The organism is Lactobacillus sp. ESL0246 (assembly GCF_003692965.1).
Lineage (GTDB): Bacteria > Bacillota > Bacilli > Lactobacillales > Lactobacillaceae > Lactobacillus.
The window spans coordinates 99,214-118,518 of record NZ_REHC01000006.1 but is presented as its reverse complement, the minus strand read 5'-3'; the positions used below and the strand labels follow the sequence as shown (position 1 = coordinate 118,518).

The 19,305-nt window shown below is 34.3% G+C and carries 16 protein-coding genes and 1 pseudogene; 4 read left to right on the top strand and 13 right to left on the bottom strand.

The features are described from left to right. Positions 1–23 precede the first annotated feature (23 nt). From F5ESL0246_RS02370 to map, 6 genes are all read right to left on the bottom strand, one after another. A complete protein-coding gene (locus tag F5ESL0246_RS02370) occupies positions 24–1,187 on the bottom strand; it encodes a hydroxymethylglutaryl-CoA synthase (RefSeq protein ID WP_122017923.1) in 1,164 nt (387 codons plus the stop codon). Beyond that, on the bottom strand, positions 1,187–2,398 hold the full coding sequence (locus F5ESL0246_RS02365) for a hydroxymethylglutaryl-CoA reductase, degradative (RefSeq protein ID WP_122017922.1): 1,212 nt from the start codon (positions 2,396–2,398) through the stop codon (positions 1,187–1,189). Before F5ESL0246_RS02365 ends, F5ESL0246_RS02370 begins: the two co-directional genes overlap by 1 nt. After that, entirely contained in the window at positions 2,399–3,550 is a 1,152-nt protein-coding gene (locus F5ESL0246_RS02360) for a thiolase family protein (protein WP_122017921.1), read from the bottom strand. It abuts the gene before it with no gap. 139 nt (positions 3,551–3,689) lie between these two features. Beyond that, positions 3,690–4,589 carry a UTP--glucose-1-phosphate uridylyltransferase GalU gene (gene galU / locus F5ESL0246_RS02355; protein WP_122017920.1) on the bottom strand — a complete coding sequence of 300 codons (900 nt, stop codon included), beginning with the start codon at positions 4,587–4,589 and terminating at the stop codon, positions 3,690–3,692. A 66-nt stretch (positions 4,590–4,655) separates the two neighbouring features. Continuing rightward, complete coding sequence (locus tag F5ESL0246_RS02350; protein WP_122017919.1) at positions 4,656–5,573, bottom strand: YihY/virulence factor BrkB family protein; 918 nt, start codon at positions 5,571–5,573, stop codon at positions 4,656–4,658. A 5-nt stretch (positions 5,574–5,578) separates the two neighbouring features. After that, entirely contained in the window at positions 5,579–6,406 is an 828-nt protein-coding gene (map, locus tag F5ESL0246_RS02345) for a type I methionyl aminopeptidase (RefSeq protein ID WP_122017918.1), read from the bottom strand. A 146-nt stretch (positions 6,407–6,552) separates the two neighbouring features. Between map and F5ESL0246_RS02340 the strand changes: the two genes are divergently transcribed. Together F5ESL0246_RS02340 and F5ESL0246_RS02335 are read left to right on the top strand one after the other, a co-directional pair. Continuing rightward, a complete protein-coding gene (locus tag F5ESL0246_RS02340; RefSeq protein ID WP_122017917.1) occupies positions 6,553–6,999 on the top strand; it encodes a flavodoxin in 447 nt (148 codons plus the stop codon). Further along, a complete protein-coding gene (locus tag F5ESL0246_RS02335) occupies positions 6,992–7,519 on the top strand; it encodes a GtrA family protein (protein WP_122017916.1) in 528 nt (175 codons plus the stop codon). Before F5ESL0246_RS02340 ends, F5ESL0246_RS02335 begins: the two co-directional genes overlap by 8 nt. 77 nt (positions 7,520–7,596) lie before the next feature. Here F5ESL0246_RS02335 and wecB read toward each other — a convergent pair whose 3' ends face one another. Then, positions 7,597–8,739, bottom strand: a complete 1,143-nt coding sequence (wecB, locus tag F5ESL0246_RS02330) for a non-hydrolyzing UDP-N-acetylglucosamine 2-epimerase (protein ID WP_122017915.1) — start codon at positions 8,737–8,739, stop codon at positions 7,597–7,599. Positions 8,740–9,053: 314 nt separating this feature from the next. Here wecB and F5ESL0246_RS02325 point away from each other — a divergent pair, with 314 nt between their 5' ends. Continuing rightward, on the top strand, positions 9,054–9,290 hold the full coding sequence (locus F5ESL0246_RS02325; protein ID WP_233551575.1) for a DUF2188 domain-containing protein: 237 nt from the start codon (positions 9,054–9,056) through the stop codon (positions 9,288–9,290). 77 nt (positions 9,291–9,367) lie between these two features. On the opposite strand, the pseudogene F5ESL0246_RS02320 reads toward F5ESL0246_RS02325, so the two are convergent. Together F5ESL0246_RS02320 and F5ESL0246_RS02315 are read right to left on the bottom strand one after the other, a co-directional pair. Beyond that, positions 9,368–9,634: pseudogene (locus F5ESL0246_RS02320) on the bottom strand (PTS sugar transporter subunit IIC); the annotation flags it as partial. Between the two features lie 116 nt (positions 9,635–9,750). Further along, positions 9,751–11,571 carry an FAD-dependent oxidoreductase gene (locus F5ESL0246_RS02315; RefSeq protein WP_122017914.1) on the bottom strand — a complete coding sequence of 607 codons (1,821 nt, stop codon included), beginning with the start codon at positions 11,569–11,571 and terminating at the stop codon, positions 9,751–9,753. Positions 11,572–11,684: 113 nt separating this feature from the next. Here F5ESL0246_RS02315 and F5ESL0246_RS02310 point away from each other — a divergent pair, with 113 nt between their 5' ends. Continuing rightward, positions 11,685–12,593: a LysR family transcriptional regulator gene (locus F5ESL0246_RS02310; protein ID WP_122017913.1), complete on the top strand. Its 909-nt coding sequence runs from the start codon at positions 11,685–11,687 to the stop codon at positions 12,591–12,593. 64 nt (positions 12,594–12,657) lie between these two features. On the opposite strand, the gene F5ESL0246_RS02305 is transcribed toward F5ESL0246_RS02310, so the two are convergent. The 4 genes from F5ESL0246_RS02305 to F5ESL0246_RS02290 all read right to left on the bottom strand — a co-directional run bounded on the left by F5ESL0246_RS02305 (position 12,658) and on the right by F5ESL0246_RS02290 (position 19,278). After that, positions 12,658–13,536 (bottom strand): ROK family protein, encoded by an 879-nt coding sequence (locus tag F5ESL0246_RS02305; RefSeq protein ID WP_369916900.1) that lies wholly within the window; start codon positions 13,534–13,536, stop codon positions 12,658–12,660. Positions 13,537–13,597: 61 nt separating this feature from the next. Further along, the gene (gene manA, locus F5ESL0246_RS02300) at positions 13,598–14,569 is read right to left on the bottom strand and encodes a mannose-6-phosphate isomerase, class I (protein ID WP_122017911.1); all 972 of its coding nucleotides are present in this window, start codon (positions 14,567–14,569) and stop codon (positions 13,598–13,600) included. Between the two features lie 120 nt (positions 14,570–14,689). Beyond that, complete coding sequence (locus F5ESL0246_RS02295) at positions 14,690–17,311, bottom strand: alpha-mannosidase (RefSeq protein WP_122017910.1); 2,622 nt, start codon at positions 17,309–17,311, stop codon at positions 14,690–14,692. Between the two features lie 8 nt (positions 17,312–17,319). Beyond that, positions 17,320–19,278, bottom strand: coding sequence for a transcription antiterminator (locus F5ESL0246_RS02290; protein WP_122017909.1), 1,959 nt, complete (start codon positions 19,276–19,278; stop codon positions 17,320–17,322). Between the last annotated feature and the right edge of the window lie 27 nt (positions 19,279–19,305).

Genomic DNA, 19,305 nt, shown 5'->3' with positions numbered 1-19,305 from the left:
TTGCAGATATTCTAAATGCAACTTTATTTTTGTTTATATTGACGGATATGTTGATTTGTACCCGCAAAATACCAGTAGCCATTTTCTTCATCGCTATCTAAGAAGTGATTATCTTGGGGCAGTACTAACGATTGATTAAAGATTTGTTCATATTCGGTAATGCTTATTTTTTTTCTGCGCGCAAGCATTTGCTTATTAGTATTTGGAGTAAGCATTTTTTCATAACCAGACACAATTTTGCCTGAATAAAATTCTCCCATTGCTCCTGAGCCATAAGAGAAAAAGCCAATTAAAGAATCTGAATTAAGTTTACCTTGTTCCAATAAGCTAAGCAAACTCAAATATAGTGAAGCAGTATAAATATTCCCCACATTACGACTATAATAAGAAGATAAACCAAAATTTTGCTCTAACCTTTTTTGAACAATCTCATTTTGATTTGCTATAGCTAATTGATTGGCTTTATATCCCATTTTGACAAATGGTAAGTGATAAACAAGAGCTGCAAAATCACTAACTTGATAATTCATTTGTCGTTGATAAGCAGCAAATGTTCGAGTAAAAAAGTCAAGATATACTTCTTTAGAATACTTGCCATCAACGAGTGCAATAGGTGAATTATTCGGTCGCCAAAAGTCATTAACGTCAGCGCTATAAGCACTATAGCCAGAATTAATACTTAAAATACGCGGCTTTGCTTTTAATAAGACACTGACACTTCCTGCACCTTGAGTAACTTCTCCCGCACTACCCACGCCATATTTTGCAATATCACTGCCAATTACAATTGCACTACGATCAGGATGTGCCCGAATATAATCACATGCTGTCATAATACCTGCAGTCATCCCGAAACAAGCTTCTTTAATTTCAAATGTACGTACTTCTGGCCTCAATTTCAAGGCACTCTTGACAAACAAAGATGCAGATTTTGATTGATCGACCCCACTTTCAGTTCCCATTAAAAGCAATCCAACCTGATCACAATCAACCTGATCAATATAGCTTAGCGTAGCATTAATTCCCATTGATACTGCATCTTGAGATGAATCAGCTACACTCATTCTTTTTTGACCAATTCCGATAAGATACTTATTAGGATCTTCCCCGCGCGCAGTAGCTAAATCTACCATATCAACATATTTGTTAGGTGTATAAAAGCCAATCTGATCAATTCCTACTTGCATTATTTTCCCTCTCTAATTTTGTTCAGTAACTTAAGCGCCTCAGTTTGCGAATATTGTTGTAATTGCACCATTTGTTGCAAAACAATCTTTTTTTCATCCTCGGTTGCATTTAGTTCAGCAACAATATTTCTTGCCTGCAATTTCATGTGTCCTTGTTGAATGCCTGTTGTCGCAATAGCTAAAAGTGCTGCTAAGTTGTTAGCTAATCCCGTTGCTGCAATTACTTCCGCCAACTCCGCACTAGTAATTTCCTTACCTAAAATGCGGTAATTCTGACGAATATCATTTCTAACTTTAATTGAGCCACCAACTGTTCCTATAGCTAAAGGTACAGTAAGCTCTCCTATTAAGTTATCATCTTTAATTTGCCACTGACTTAGACTTGTGTAAGTCCCATTCTGACTTGCCCAAACACCACAAGCAGCTTCAACTGCTCTAGTATCATTTCCAGTCGCCAATAATACCCCATCAATTCCATTCATAATTCCCTTATTATTTGTCACGGCACGAAAAACATCGGTTTGCCCTATTTGACTTAATAAGGCAATTCGCTTGGCAATTGCCTTACCTCCAATTTGATCAACCCCAAGTTTGACTTTTGCTGTTGTCAGTTGACTTGGATAATTCGATAGGATTGCAAATAATTTTTGCTGAATCGTTGAAAATTTGACTAGTTCGATTGCCATAAATTCTAATATTGTATTTGCACGATTAGCTCCCATTGCTTCAGCAGGATCAATTAAGACTTTTAGATAAAGTAATTCTTGCTGGTGTTTGGCAACAATTTTTCTTACTCCTCCACCATGATTAACTAAATTCAGAAAATGCTGATTAGTTTTTTCAATTATTTCAGACAAGTTAGCAGTTAATTGATGAAGATGAAAGTCTGGTGTAACTTGCATCACAATTTGACCATAAATTCCATCACGATAACTCTTTGCACTAACACCATCACTTTGAGCAAAGAGGCTTGCTCCATGATTAGCAGCAGCCACCACCGAAGGCTCTTCTGTTGCTAACGGGACAATATAATGATGATCATTAACTATTAAATTTTTAATCAGTCCAACAGGTAAACGTAGTTGACCAACAACATTTTCACTTAATTGATTAAGACTAGATAAAACTTCGGAATCAATCCAATCAAGTTTAATTCCCTGGTTTTCAAGCCACAATCGTCTTTTTTGAGGCGATAATTCGTAAAACTTCATTTAAAAATCTCTAATTAATTCACAAGCAATTGCTTGGCCACCGCCAATGCACAAAGTAACTAGTGCTCTATACCCATTAACATATTTCATTGCTGTAATTGCTGAAGAAACTAACCGCGTACCCGTAGCTGCCAAAGGATGGCCTAAAGCAATTGCACCGCCCAAAATATTAAGCTTATCAGTTGGAATTGCCAAATCTCTTGCCAAAGCAACGCTTGGTGCTGCAAAAGCCTCATTAACTTCAATTACATCATAATCATTAACTTGTCTATCATTTTGCTTAAGTAACTTTTGGACAGCATAGTATGGGGCATAGCCCATATAAGATGGATCGTTACCAGATTCTGCATATGCACCTAAACGCGCTAAAGGCTGTAAATTTAACTCTTTTACCTTATCAGCAGTTGCTAAAATTACCATACTTGCGCCATCACTTAAAGGTGAAGAATTACCTGCTGTTATCAGGCCATTTTCTTTAAATGCGGGCTTTAATTTACTTAAAGCGGCTAAGTTGGTATTTTCACGAATATTTTCATCATGGGTAATAATTTGTTTACCACGTTTTATCGGAATAATTTCATCATTAAATAAACCTTGGTGCATTGCAGATGCAGCTTTTTGATGTGAACTAATGCTATATTCATCCATTTGTTTTCGCAAAACATGATATTTATGCGCGACTTGTTCGGCTGTCAAACCCATATGCATTTTTGAAAAAGCGTCCGTTAGTCCATTGGCAATCATTTCACTTTGAATATTTTGGCCATTTTTATCCGAAGAAAAATATGCCGCATTAGTCATACTTTCTGCGCCCCCAACTGCAACTAGCTTAAAGTCTCCTAATTCCATTTGACCCTGAGCAAGCCTTAATGCTTTCAAACTGGAACCACAAACTTCATTGATCGTAACGCTGCTGCTCGTTTTTCTCATTCCTACGCCTAGAGCAACCTGCCTTGCCATATTTTGCCCCAAAGTTACTCCTAATACATTTCCCATTACTAATGCATCAAGCTCATTAGCATCTAATTCAATACTTTTTAGTGTTTCAGTCAGCGCCAACTGACCCAGTTCAATAGCATTTTGACTAGACCAAATGCCATTATATCGTCCAAATGGTGTTCGTTTAGCCGCAACGACAAAGATATCTTTCATTAAATTTTCTCCTAGCAAAATAATTTAACTGCATCTTACCGAATTTCAATCTCTGATAATAGTAATTAAACCGAGATTTAGAAAAATTTACACAAAAAAAGAAATCACTTCTTATGATTCCCTTGCATCGAATATCAAATTAACTATTCTTATGCTTATCAGACTGTAATTTCTTTCCTAACTCAATAATGTATTTACGCAATGCATCACGTGTTTCGGGATGTTTCAACCCATATTCAATTGATGTTTCTAGATAACTTTCCTTATTACCAACATCATGACGTGTCCCCTCAAAAACATGAGCAAAAACACGCTGTGTTTTGTTCATAGTGTCAATTGCATCAGTTAATTGAATCTCGCCACCCTTGTCAGGTTTTTGATTGGCCAAAATCCCAAAAATCTCTGGAGTTAATAAATATCTTCCAATAATCGCATAATCACTTGGAGCTTTATCAATATCCGGTTTTTCTACAAATGATTTTACATTAATTAAGCCCGACATAATTTCACTTGCTGGTTCAATTACTCCATACTTCGACACTTCATCGTGAGGCACTTTCATAACCGCAATTGTTGAAGCATGAGTTTTATTATAGCGATTAATCAGCTGCTTTGTTAGTGGAACTTCATCCATCATTAAGTCATCACCGAGCATCACAACAAATGGCTCATCACCAACAAAACTTCGACCACGGGCTATCGCATCACCTAGCCCCGCAGGATAAGGCTGCCTAGTATAATAAATATTAATGCCTAAATGGGTGATTTCCCGTGACATTTTCAACAACCCCGTCTTGCCCTTTTCCTGCAAATTTTGCTCCAATTCAGGATTTGAATCAAAATGATCTTCAATTGGGCGCTTATTTTTTCCAGTTATAATTAAAATATCTTCAATTCCCGATTTTTTAGCTTCCTCAACAATAAACTGAATTGTTGGTTTATCAACAATCGGTAACATTTCTTTGGGCATTGCCTTAGTAACCGGCATAAATCTTGTACCAAGCCCGGCAGCCGGAATAATGGCTTTCCTTACTTTCATACTTTATACACTTTCTTTTATACTTTTATTCTTTAATATACAAAATTTATTTATCTGGTTCCAGTACTAAGTTCTGCGTTTTTTTTGAATATATTCAGCTAAATGACCAACTGAATACTGAACTTCACCATAATTAAGTGTTACGATAGCCGCATTAACACATGTTCCAATTAAAAATAAAATCGAAGAGATATTTAACCATAACATAAAGATAATAAAGGTACCAATAATGCCATAATTTTCCCAACTAATATGAAAATGATGAAGATAAAATCCAAAAAGCCATGATAATAACAGCCACCCAATTAATGTAGTAAAAACTCCTGGCCAGATTACCCTTTTCTTCAACTTAATATTTGGCAAAAAATAGTTCAAATAATATAAAGCACCAAGCATAGTAATAATTACTACCGGATAACGATAATTAAATACTTTTTCTAAATCACCAATTGAAATCGAAAAAATCGGACGTAAAAATTCCAAAGTCTGTTGACCAAAAATGAAGGTTAAACTAAGCAAAGTAAAACTAATAATCATTAGATTGGTCAAAATAATGGTAATTGAGCGCGTCCAAACAGTAATTAGTAACTTTTGTTGTAATTCAACCATCCGAACACCATAAATTCGATTCATTCCTATTCGAATTGCATTAACTAATGAAGAAACTGACCAGAGTGCTAAAACAATACCAAATGAAATATAACCCGTAGATTTGTTTTTTAGTAGTGAATTAATAATTGGCATGATAAATTTAGCAATTCTATCAGGAAAAATCAGCTTTAGGTAACTTGCGATTGGTCCTGTATCAATATGAAATAACGGCAAAATATTTCCAATAATAATAATTAAAGGAAATATTGAAAACAAAACATAGTAAGCAATTGCAATTGCACTTGTTAGAACTTCTCCTTGAGTAAATTTCTGTGAAACCGTTTTGTAAAATAAAACTATTCTTGACTTAGCTGACCCAGCTTTTTTAACCATTCACTTTAGTCATCCATTTCATCAAAATGCGGTAAATATTTTTCATAACCATCATATGGTTTTTGTAAAGTCAAAATTTTAGGACCATCCTTTGTAATTGCAAATGTATGCTCAAATTGGGCTGATTTAGAACCATCTGGTGTGGCATAAAATACCCAATCATCATTTGGATCATTCACACTTTTTTGCTCAATTCGCCAATCCCCGCCAGCTTCAACCATTGGTTCACAGGTAATAGTCATTCCTTCACGAAGACGTAACCCATGACCAGCTTTACCCCAGTGAGGCACTTCGGGGTCTTCATGAATACTTGGTTGAATTCCATGACCAACTAATTCCTTAACATCACCATAATGATGCACTTGTTCAACGTAATGTTGAATTGCAGCTCCAATATCTCCAATTCTGTTGCCTAAAACCGCCTGATCGATCCCAAGATACATCGCTTTCTTTGTCGTTTCCATTAGATCACGATCTTCATCAGAAATGTCACCCACCGCATATGTTGTACACGAATCCGTTTCAAAACCATTTAAATTACAGGTGACGTCAACTTTTACCAAATCACCTTCATTTAAAATAGTATCCTTGCGTGGCGTAGCATGGGCAATCTGATCATTAACTGAAATACAAGTACCATATTTGTATCCTTCAAATCCTTGTTCGGATAATCGCCCACCTCGGCTTTTAACGAATTTTTGACAAAATTCTTCAATTTCCCAAGTGGTTATTTTCGGCTTAATTACATCACGAAGTCCTTCAAACATTGATGCTAAAAGTCGTCCCGAAGCTTGCATTCCTTTAAGTTCCCGAACAGATTTAATTGTAATCAAATTTAACTTCTCCTCTTGTAAAATAATTTTTTTCTTAATTATATCTTTTTTATTGCATTTTTTAAAAGTTTACCAAAAAATTTTATCAACCTTATGAATTTATGTATAATATTATGATAAACCAATATGTGAAAGGTATGGATAGTATGAATGCGAGAATTGTCTACGCAAGCATGACAGGCAATGATGCAGATATAGCAGAAATCTTAGAAGAAGATCTGCAAGATTATGGCTTTGACGTTGAAACAAGTGAAGCCGAATTTACTGATGCCAGTGATTATTTAGCAAGTGATTTGTGTGTATTTGTCACTTATACATATGGTGAGGGCAATATGACCGATGATCTATTGGACTTTTATGATCAATTAAAGGATTTGGACTTAACTGGGAAATATTTTGCAGTTATGGGTAGTGGTGATAAAGTTTATGCGGATCATTTTTGTGAAAATGTCTTTGATTTTGAAAAAATATTTAAACAGATAGGTGCTAAAGAAATTACCAAACCGGTTACAATTGAGAATGCACCCGATGATGATGCTATTACCATGATTGACCACGCTGCTAAAGAAATGGCTGAACAATTAAATGATTAAAAACAAAAACGATTTCAATCAATTTGACTCAACCTCTGATCCTAAAATTCATCACTTAGCTCAAAACTTGGTTAAGCGTCACAGAAATTTATTTGTGTATATGATTTTTGGCTTTATTGCTGCCCTAATCAATACCGTTGTTTTTATGGTTCTACACAAGTGGTGGCACAGTGTCGTTTTGGTTTCTAATACGATTGCATTTGTGACTTCAAATTTAGCATCATTTTATTTTAATCAAACTGCAGTTTTTACAAATAATGTTGATCATGAACATTCAACTTGGCAGAAGCTAATTGTTTTCTTTACATATAGAATCATCAGCTTAATTCCTGATAGTTTAATTATGTTAGTGGGACTTTCCTGGTTGCATCTTAATGCTTTATGGGTAAAAATAATCGATCAACTCTTAATTGGTATTTTCAACTATTTGACTACTAGATCCGTTTTCCAAGCACAGGAAACATCAATGATTGAAAAAGCTAAAAGAAAAATTAAGTCGTATAAGAAAAATAACGATTAGTAAAAAGCCCGAAGAACTTGTTTCTCCGGGCTTTTTACGTGAACTTTTGACCATTATATTTACATCCAAACCAATTTTTAACTAAAATCAGCAGGTCTAATCATTTTATCTTTAGCAAAGTAATATGCTATATCGTCAATTATTCTGTCACAAGCGTGCCCATCTCCATAAGGATTTTGGGCATGTGACATTTGGTCATATATTTGTTTGTTGTCCAGTAATTCAAGCATCGCTTTGCGAACTTCAGCAACCTCGGTACCAACTAATTTTAGGGTTCCAGCCTTAACGCCTTCTGGTCGTTCAGTGGTGTCTCTTAAGACTAAAACCGGTTTATTTAGTGCTGGCGCCTCTTCTTGTACACCACCGGAATCTGTCATAATAAAATAACTACGCTTAGCAAGATTATGAAAATCAACTACATCTAGAGGAGCAATTAAGTGAATCCGGGGATGGTTACTTAAAATTTCGTGCGCAACCCGTTGAACCTTAGGTGACAAATGAACTGGGTAAACAATTTCCACGTTTTCATGGCTATCAACAATCTCTTTCATAACCTTAAAAACGCGACGCATGGGGGCACCTTGATTTTCTCGTCGATGCATGGTTACCAAAATTATTCGGTTACCAGGCTGAATTAAATCCAAGACCTTATGATGATAGTTTTTTTGCACCGTCTGTTCAAGTGCATCAATTGCTGTATTACCAGTAACAAAAATATTTTTTGCTTGATGATTTTCACGCAACAAGTTTTCCTTACTAGTTTGGGTTGGAGCAAAATAAAGGTCACTAAGATCATCCGTCATTTGTCGATTCATTTCTTCAGGAAATGGTGAATATTTATTCCATGTCCTCAATCCAGCTTCAACATGCCCAATTCTGCATTGCTCATAAAAACTCGCTAAACTAGCTGCAAAACTCGTTGTCGTATCGCCATGAACTAATACAATATTCGGATTTTCTTTTTTTATTACAGTAGCCAGATCTATCATTACCTTAGCAGTAATTTCCTCAAGAGTTTGGTTTTTCTTCATAATATTAAAATCATAGTCTGGGGTAATTTTAAAAATATCAAGAACCTGATCTAACATTTCTCGATGTTGTGCACTAACAACTGTCACAGCTTCAAAACGATCATCAGACTGCAATTTCAACACTAAGGGAGACATTTTAATTGCCTCTGGCCTAGTACCAAAAACCGACATTACCTTTATTTTATTCATAAAAACCTCCAATTAGATTTTAAAGATTTACTAGTCAAAAAACAAGTCAATATGGTTTAATTTAAAGTGAAAAGCAAGGTTGGTAAGCAAATAAAAGTAAGTATTATTTTATCAGTATGTAGTGTATTAATCGTAATCAGATGTCTTTGCCTAGTTTTTAGTTTTGAACAAACAAAATCTCGGTTAGTTTTGATTGTGATTTTATTTATTATGAAGTATTCGTCAACATAAAATACACTACCGCGCTCAAATGTTACCGCTTTCTAAAAGATGGTTGTATAATTATCTTAAATATTACGAAAAGAGGTAACACTATGAGTGAAGAAAAAATTGGTAAAAATGTTTGGGTAGTAACCCATGGAGAACAATGGGGAGTGCGCTTAGAAGGCAATAAAAAGCCTTCAAAATTATTTGATCGCAAAGAAGATGCTTTAAAATATGCTAAAAATAGAGCCCAAGAAGAAAAAAGTGAATTGATTAGCCAAAAAAGAAATGGTCAAATTAATCTGAAAAATTCTTATGGTCATGATGATCCTAACGTTAAGGGTTAACTAATATCTAAAAAACCTGTTAATCAATATTAAACAACTTGATTAACAGGTTTTTTACGAAATATAAGCTATTTATTTTAATCTTGTGACAATTGTGCTTGTTTTATAGCTACTCTTTCCGAAATTTTAATAAAAGGTATATAAAACAGTGTACAGACTGCTAAAATAACAATTTGAACTATAACAACTTTCCAATCTCCTGCACTAGCTAAAATACCACTTAATATAGGCGGCGTTGTCCACGGTACCAAGACACTTAGCGGCTTAACAAAACCAATTACTGTTGCAAAATAACCGATCAATGAACCTATTACTGGGCTCAAAACAAATGGGATAATCATCGGAGATTTATTATTAATTTCTTGATTTGTTCTTCTATTCATTGATAATTTATAATATTTTATATATTCATAAATTATCATAATACAAGCTGTTTATAAATCGGCTTTTTTACCTAGCTTTATATAGATTTAATGTATTCTTTAGCGTTCATAGCCGCATGACGGCCAGAGTTAATGTCATGAGCACAAGCTGATCCCCCCAAAGTAATAGTATAAACATCACGATATTGCATGGTTGAGTCCATTCCTACCACGTACAAACCAGGGATCTTTTCAAATTTATCATCAATAACTTCAAACTTTTGGTTAGAGCCGACACCACCAATACCAATTAAGTTAGACGGATCGAGACGAGCAATATAGTAAGGAGCTCTATTAATTGGAATCAAAGTTTCTTTATCTTTATTAAACTCCGCATCCTTGCCTGCTACAGCACACTTATTATATTGTTTAATAGTCTCAACTACTTGTTCAACTGGAAGACTTACTGCTTTAGCTAAATTTTCAACTGTATCTGCCTTGTATAATGAGTCACCTTCATTAGTCTTAACAGCTTTAGCCAAAATCTTGTCAGCGTCCTTTACACCCTTGGTAATTTGATCATAAATATCTTGAGTAAAGATTTCATAAGTAACCTTAGTTGATTTAATAGCCATACGCTGGTAAAGAAGATTATATTTCTTAACATTCTCGTTCACAAATCTTCTACCATTTTGATTAACGAACACAACTGGACCACCTGACGGGAGCGACATAAAGCCGTTAATCGGATCAATATATAAGTGAACACCTTCATGAGGTAAAGCTTGAATATAATTCATCATGAACTCTGGTGATTCTTTAAGCATATCTTTAGCGCCTAATGACATGGCCATTTGGTAACCGTCACCAGTATTAGAAGGCATTGAGCAGTAATGTAAGTTCTTAGTTGACCAACCTTGTTTCCTAATTAACTTAGCACTATGACCTACACCACCAGTTGCTAACAACGTAGCTTTAGCATTAATCTTTACAATTCCATCTGTAGTCTTGGCATAAACTCCCTTAATAACACCATTTTCATCAATAGCGCTAATTGCACTGGTGTCAAGCATGAATTTAGAGCCTAATTCATCAGCTTTCTTCTTCATGTAAGGTACATATCCAATTGAAGCAAACCCCCCTTTAAACCAATGGAACGTTGGAAACATACAAGTACCATGGTAATCATCAACTATAGTCAATTGTACTCCTAGATCAATTAACCAGTTAATATTGTCTGCAGAGTTTTTAATTAAGTCTACCCAAAATGATCCATCTACACGATATTGGCCCAATTCTGCTTCCTTAGCAATAATATCTTCTGGCTCAGCATGAATGCCAGCTTCTTTTTGCAATTTAGTATTAATACCAAAGATACCTTCAACGCCACCACCGTTACCTGCTACAAATCCATTCTTTTCAATGACTAATGTATCAAGACCTTCCTGACGTGCTTGTACAGCTGAAGCCAAGCCGGCAATACCAGCACCAACAATTAAGAAGTCTGTATTAATTTCCTTATCAACTTTTTCAGGAACCTTACGCCATTCAGCGTATTCTTTTTTGTTTAGTTTAGTATCTGATACGAATTCATCATCATCTGCTAAATTTAATTTAGTCTCAATTAAATGATAATCTGCTTTGTTGCCACCTGCTTTTTCGATAACTTCACCAACTGCTTCAATTAAACCTTTACTAGAATGAGTTGCACCAGTTACAGCATCAACATCTAAACTTTGAGAATCAATGATCTTCTTGCTTAAAGTTGTAAAGACTATATCTTCTAGTCCTGTAGTAGCTTCTCTTTGTGGAGTAATTTTTTGAATTTTATCTTCCTCAATCTCAACTTCTAAAGGCATCGTTTCGCCTTCGTACTCTTTAGCAACAACTGAATATTTACCTGATCTAAGTCTACTCATAATAAAACTCCTTTAACTTATTATCGCTTACATATTTAATATAACAAATTCTAAATTTAGGTTATAATTAATATTGTTATTAGTTATAAGCATTTCAAATAAAGGTTAATCAAATGAATACTGAGAATTTAAGGGTCTTCATAAATCTTGCTGAAACTCTCAATTACTCAAAAACAGCAGCTCAAATATATATCTCACAACCAGCGGTGTCGCAAAACATTGCTAAGATGGAGCGTGAGTTAGGTTTTCAGTTGTTCACTAGAACTAGACGCTCGGTCAATTTAACTAAAAGTGGCTCTAATTTCTATCAAGGAATTAAGCCAATGTTAAATAGCTACTATAAAACTGTTCAAGAGTCTCAACGTTTGTCTAATGGTAATGATGTTGACTTTACACTAGGATACAGTGGCACACCATACGAAGTAAAAATGGTTCCAAAAATTGTTAGAGCATTTAAAAGACAGCATAGTAAATTCAATATATACTTAGCAAATTTTGACCATTACGATCTTAAAACTCAATTACAATCTGGAGAATGCGATGTCATTTTAACGATGCCTGATATTATTGCTGGCATTAGTAACGTGAAATACATTGATTTATATGAAGGCAGCTACCAGGTACATTTTTTCAAAAACTCAGGATACAAACCAAAGTTAGATAAGTTAGATCTCACGGATTTAAAAAATTATCGATTAATCATGTCAGATAGTCGCTGGTGTCCTCCTTCTCAAGATGATTTACAAAAATCAATTCAAAAAGCGAATAAAGTGTTGAACTTGGCTTTTGCAAATAATATTTCTGTTGCCAATACAATGACTCACGCAAACTTGGGCGTTGGAATTTGGGCTGATTTTGTTACCGATCCGGAAGATCATGAGCTTATCAACGTAGATCTTAAATATGCTATACATCCGCACTACGGAATTGCCAAATTAAACAATAACAACATAACTCCAGCTTCAATCTTTTGTAAATGGATTAGAAACGAGTTCATCAATCTGCAGTTATACGATAGCTAATTAGCCAAAAAAATAAAGCTATCTTCATAAAAAAGAGGATGGCTTTATTTATCAAATCAAACTTTTAATCTTCCAAAATGGCCTTTGCCATTTCAAAGTTACCTAAGGTTGCTGAACCATTTTCCGTAACTGCTGGCATTACTATTAAATCATTTAAGTTAGGTGTAGCGACATAATTATTATTAAATTCATCAAAATATTTACGTACTTTTACAAGATCGTCTTCATTCAACACTGAGCCACCTACTACCATTACATCAGGTCTTAAAGTCATGTAGGCATTAAATAGCATTTGTGCTAAATAATATGCCGAGTAAGTAAAGACGATATTATCACGTGAGAGCTTCTCACCAGGGATACCAGTTCTTCCTTGTAGACTAGGACCAGCTGCCATTCCCTCTACGCACTTATTGCCATGAAAAGGACACGAACCTTTAAAGTCATCTCCTGGATAAGGAGTAATCAACATATGTCCCATTTCAGGATGATTATTAAGACCGACAAATTTCCCTGCTTGTACATTTCCTGCACCAATGCCAGTACCGATAGTGACATAAAAGTATGTATTTGTTTCATTCTTACCTCTTGCAATATATTCTCCATACGCAGAAGCATTAACATCAGTAGTCATTGCTACAGGGATATTTAATTCTTTTTCAAAAAAGCCTTTAAAATTCGTGCCTGACCATCCATGCTTGGGCGTATCAAGAATATAACCATAAGTACGTGAGTTTTTATTAATATCTATTGGACCAAAGGTTCCAATACCTAATGCATCAATGGGATGCTTTTTAAAAAAGGTCGCACACTCCTTTAGAGTTTCCTTAGGATTTTCTGTCGAGATTCTATCCTTAGCAATTACATTATTATTTTTAACATCCTCAACTGCAACAATAAACTTAGTGCCACCTGCTTCGATACTACCTACGAATCTATCTTTCATAATTAATCTTCTTTCTAACTAAAAAGCCGTTAGAGTACATTTGTTAATCCAACGGCTTTTATTATTGATTTTCTTTACTAGGAGATGACATAACTATTCTCATTTTTCCAGTGAAAGTAAAGTTTTTCATTTCATTTGGAATAATTAAATTAGTTCCCAACTTCAAGTCCCATTCTTGATCACTAGCTACCAGTTTGCCGTTGCCATCAATCACTGATACAAGCAGGTATGGGTGCTTGTTTAAACCAGTCTTCCAACTGCCAGCAAGATCAACTTGCCACAAGTGAAAGTGTGGTGAAACTGGCGGTTCGACCAAGGTTTTAATTTCTGCATCTTGATCCTTATTAGCATGCGTATTTAAAATTGGGTCTTTGTGAGGAACGGTCGTAACATCAATTGACTTTTGCGTATGCAATTCACGTTTCTTACCAGTCTTGTGATCAACACGATCATAGTCATAAAGACGATACGTAACATCGCTTGATTGTTGAGTTTCAATCACCAAGCTACCTTTAGTCAAAGCATGAATAGTACCAGCCGGAACATAGAAAAAATCACCCTTTTTGATCGGAACTTTACGTAGTAGCTTGTTCCACTCGCCATTTTTCATCATTTCAGCTAGTTCTTGGCGATTCTTAGCATGGTGGCCATAAATCAAATATGCACCTGGGTCGGCTTGCAAGACATACCAACTTTCAGTTTTACCAGAATCATTTTCGACCCTGCGAGCATAGTCATCATCTGGGTGAACTTGTACTGATAAATTATCATCTGCATCTAGGAATTTAACTAAGAGGGGGAATTCTTGAGCTTGGGGATTGCCAAAGAATTCAGGATGATGATGATAAAGATCACGCAAACTCATGCCTTTGTATTGGCCGTTAGTGACTGTTGAAGCATCCTTTTTATAGCCAGAAATAATCCAAGCTTCACCAACTTTGCCATCTGGAATATCATAATTGAAAATAGTCTTTAGTTTGCGCCCGCCCCAAATCTTGGTTCTAAAATATGGCGTTAAAAATATTGGTTCCATTTTTAATTATCTCCATTCAAATAAATCAAAACACTTTACTTAGTTAAAATATTTGTTACTTTTGTCATTTAGAAGAAGGAAAATTATGTTTAAGTGATTATTAACTAATATTTAGAGTGATTAATCAATGCGTTTAATAAAGGTTGCCATACTATATGGTCCTACTTTAAAGGTTTGTTCAATATTTTGTTCTAGGGCATTTGTTTGAATGTAGCCTTGATCTTTAAGTGTTTCTACAGGCACTTCCTTATCTGACATATTTGATAGTCTAAGAACATAGTGATCGACAATCGAATATGCTGGGTAGATAGCTGAGACCTCACAAGGCAAGTCTAGAGTTAGCCAGCTTTCCTTATCATTAATTACTGGTAAATTATCTAGAAATTCAATATCCCAAATCTTGTTATCTAAGCGATTGACGAATAAGTTATACTTCTGCATTTGATATGAAACTGAAGGACTAAGCCATTCATTAACAGAACGTGCAACATTGACGTCATTTAACTCATCATCAACAAATGCCTCAATCCCAAATTCAAAGATGTTTTCGCCCAGCTCCTGAGCCATTGGCGTTGGTGTCATGGTATGACCAACCGAAGTAGTATCACCTGAGGCACGTCCTGGTCTCCAGAGTAAGTTAGGCTTACCAAGTTGACCAGTCGTAGCCATTAAAGTAATAAAAATACTATCTCCTACCTTTTCATACTCTTTTTCACCTTTAGCAAAGAAGTAAAGCCCTTCTTTAGAACTTTGGATACCTACTGACTTGTCAAAATTATAAATGTTTACTGGTTTTTCGACAAATTCATCATTCCAGTTATTATCAATTGGCAAGTTTTCAGTATCTCTGAAGCCACCCTGTATTTGTGCATGAACATAATTGGAATCAATGCCTGTATTGATGGCTAAACGCAAGCGATGCGAAAGAATCACATTATCTATTGTTAATTTACCTGAAACCACCTTACTTTCTGAACTAAGCATTAATTCAAGTCTGTATGGTACTTTCTTATTTTTGCCAGAATCATTATTGCGATCTTTAAGATCATAAGGTAAGACCCATTTACCCTTTAAAATGATTTTTTCATTATCCTTAGAAGCTAAAACTTTGGCTTGACCATTCCAATTAAGCTTAAGCTCATGATCTCCCCTTAATGGTGAATAATCATAAGTATCACCATCATTTGCTTGATCATGGATAGTAATAACATTCTTGTATTCATGCCCATTGACCTTCAAATTGAATTGGCCATCAACAAAACTCAACAAAACATACTTATTATGAATTTCAGTTGAATTTTGCTGTTCTAACATTGACAATTCGCTATTACTGTCGTCAAAGTGTATTACTTGATAGCCTAAGCCAGCCATATCTACTCTTATCGAAATATGAAGTTTGTAATAACCAGGTTCATCTTTAAATTTATAGCCATTTGGTGTTAACTGCATGATATTGGGACGTGAAGGAGTATAATCTTCATCCAAAATCACAGCATCGAATTGTTCTGGGAAGTTAATATTTTTACTTGGAGTAACAATCTCAATAACCTTACGTCCAGTAAAATGAGTTGGATCAGTATTAAACACAATTACATCTTTATCAGTTAAAGACAAACGTTGGGCGATCCTCTTCTTAATGTAATTTTCAAGACCTTCTGCTATTTCAAATGCTTGTTTAAAGCGATGATTAATATCAACGGCAACATTATCGGTAACACTGCCACCTAATGTATCATGTGGTTGTGAGTTAAATAATTGCTTCCAGAGCTTAATGATTAAGCCATTTGAAACTTTAATTCCAGCTTTTTTAGCAACTAGCATCAAAGGTTCTACTCGTCTTAGAATAGCTTCTTCAAGATAGAAGTTTTTACGTTTATTTCTCGAACGAACAGAACCAATAGTTCTATGCACACGAGAATAAGTTGGGTATCTCAATTCACCTTGATATTCAGGAAGATCTTTATTTCTTAAGCGCTTCATAAAATTTGGATAAGTACTAATTTGAACATTATTTTCACTATATTTATTAATTTCTTTAACAGTATCTAAAATGTTATGAACAATATTCATTTGATCAATACCTGAAGGAATCAAGACTTCATCGTGATTGCCATTTTCTGCTTCAAACTTGATACCTTTATCTAAGCGATCATGGACAAATTCTTTCAAATGTTTCTTGGAATCAAGATCAATTTGACCAGTAAAATAACCTAATGGAAAGTTTGCTGCAAAAACAACACTATTTCCTAAAGCTTTCCATTTGAAATAAGTTGATCCTGCCTGACGCTTAAAATTAGTACCTCTCCATGAAAGAAAATCATGAATACCTACTTGATTTAAAATCATTGGTAAGTTGGCATTAAATCCAAACGTGTCAGGTAAATAACCTAACATCATTGGTTCGCCAAAGTTTTTTCGAGCGTCATCAATACCAATTACTAAATTACGTAGCAGTGATTCAGTTGTTGGAATATTTGCATCAGTTTGGGTATACCATGGACCAATAAACAATTGTTCACGTTCAACTAAGTCATGGATTCGCTTTTTGTCTTCTGGATGGATTTCAACATATTCGTCAACAATTGACATTTGACCATCTAACGTAAAATTAGCTTCTGGGTGAGTTTCAAGTTCGTCTAATACATCAGTAAACAATTGATCAGAAAGAACTTGAGCATCCTGAGTAGTGAAATACCACTCTCTATCCCAATGTGTATGATTTACTAAATATGCTTTTGTCATTTTTTACCTTACTTTCCATAATGCTTTTCTTGTATGATTGTCCGTAAAACATCTTTAGTTTCTTCAATTGTTTTACATTTATCTATTAGCTTTCTAAATCTTGTGTTTGATTGGAGTTCAACTAACAAAGTAAAAAGTTGCTGTACATGAGGATAATCATCCTTATTGATAGATAATAGAAAAACATATTTTATTTGATTCTTATTGTCCCATTTTATTGGTGATTCCAACCTTGCAAAACTTACTTTTGATTGGATAGCAGAATATTCAATCGGGTGAGGAATAGCAATTCCACCACCTATAGCAGTTGAATACATGGATTCTCGTTTAAACACGTTTTTACCAAACTCTGCGTTCACATAATGATATTTTTCTTGATCCTCAATCATTAAATCTAGGACTTCTTTTTTAGTCATTTTCTTATTAAAAAGATAGATCAATTTGCTATCAAAAAGATTCATAATTATTTTATTTTCATCTGAAATAGAAACAAGATATTGATAAAGTTCAAAACTATCTTTTTGAAAATTTGATAAGTCTATCTGAATTACTGGAAGCTTTGAATTGAGAATTGGTACTGTAGAAATAATGAAATCATTGTGAGACAAATCCTTATGTTGAAATTCATAGTATGAATAAACACCAGTGATATTTAAATACTCACTAAACTCAGCCTGTAATCTAGCTCTCAACAGTTCAGCGGTAGCTGTACCTGAACCACAAACTAAAGCAACATTTTTCTTTTCACATCTGTTGTCATACATACGCTCCATTGATGCACCAACATGCAAAGTAATAAAAGAAATTTCATCTTCATTTAGAGTCAATGATAATTGCTTTTCTAATATGGGTGCTCCAACCATTGTCATTTCATATGCTAATGGGAATGTAGAAATGATGACGTTTAATAATGGATTTTTTCTGTTTCCGTCTATGCGGTATACCTTAAGTAAAAGCAGCAGATGCTTTCTAAGACTATCTACCAACTGATCATCTTTTAATAAATTAAAAACGTATCTATCTTTTATGCGATCAAGAAATGCAATAATCGCACGATCAATTGCTTTCTCATTAATACTTTCACTTTTTTCCGTTTCAACAATTATTTGTGGGTAATTCAATGCAAGATGATAAATGAAGTAATCTAGCTCTTCCTTAGTCAAATTAAGGTTATACTCTTCAAATATATCTGTTAAAAATTTCTTAGTAGCGTCATAGCACTTAGTGTATAGCTTAGGAACATCCCTATTGAAAACAATATTTTGCGCTTGCTGAATTCTAATTATACCAAGAGCAATATGAATTACTATATTTTTAGTATTGTAATCTAATAGTTCTAAACCTAATGAATCAATAAAGTGAACAACTTTAGTAGTTAAGTCAAACAAATCAATATCAGAAAAAAGCAGTTTTTCATTTATAGTAAAAGTTTCAACATATCTACTGTTACGCTTATCATCAAGATTATCAATAATACAGCTTCTTATTTCAGCCTCTGATCCATTAACTTTAATCTCATTACCTTGCTTATGCAAATTCAAATCGTAAGTAGACAATTGTTTTCTTGCATCATTCAAGTATTTATCAAATGTAGAGTCCGAAATGAAAAGAGTATCAATAATTTCATCGATATTATTATGACCATTCAAAATGAGTAAGATAAAATCTCTTAAACGACTATCATAAGTACTATCTGTATTCTCTAAGCCTTCATCCTTAAGATCTTTTTTCAATTTTGCTAGGTTAGCTGAATCATCGAAATCTAAAAATAAACCTTTTCCACGTTTATTTTTTAAACAAATACCATAATTTGATAACTGTTCGTTTATTTCCTTAACATCACTTCTTAAAGTTCTAGTAGTTACTTTGAATTTTGCTGAAAGGGCTGACATAGATATATACTGATGTTCATTCTGTGTCACCAAAACTAATAAGATTGATTTTAATCTCGAATTTGAAAATTGCATTTCTTTCCCTGCTTTCGGCCGGCATTA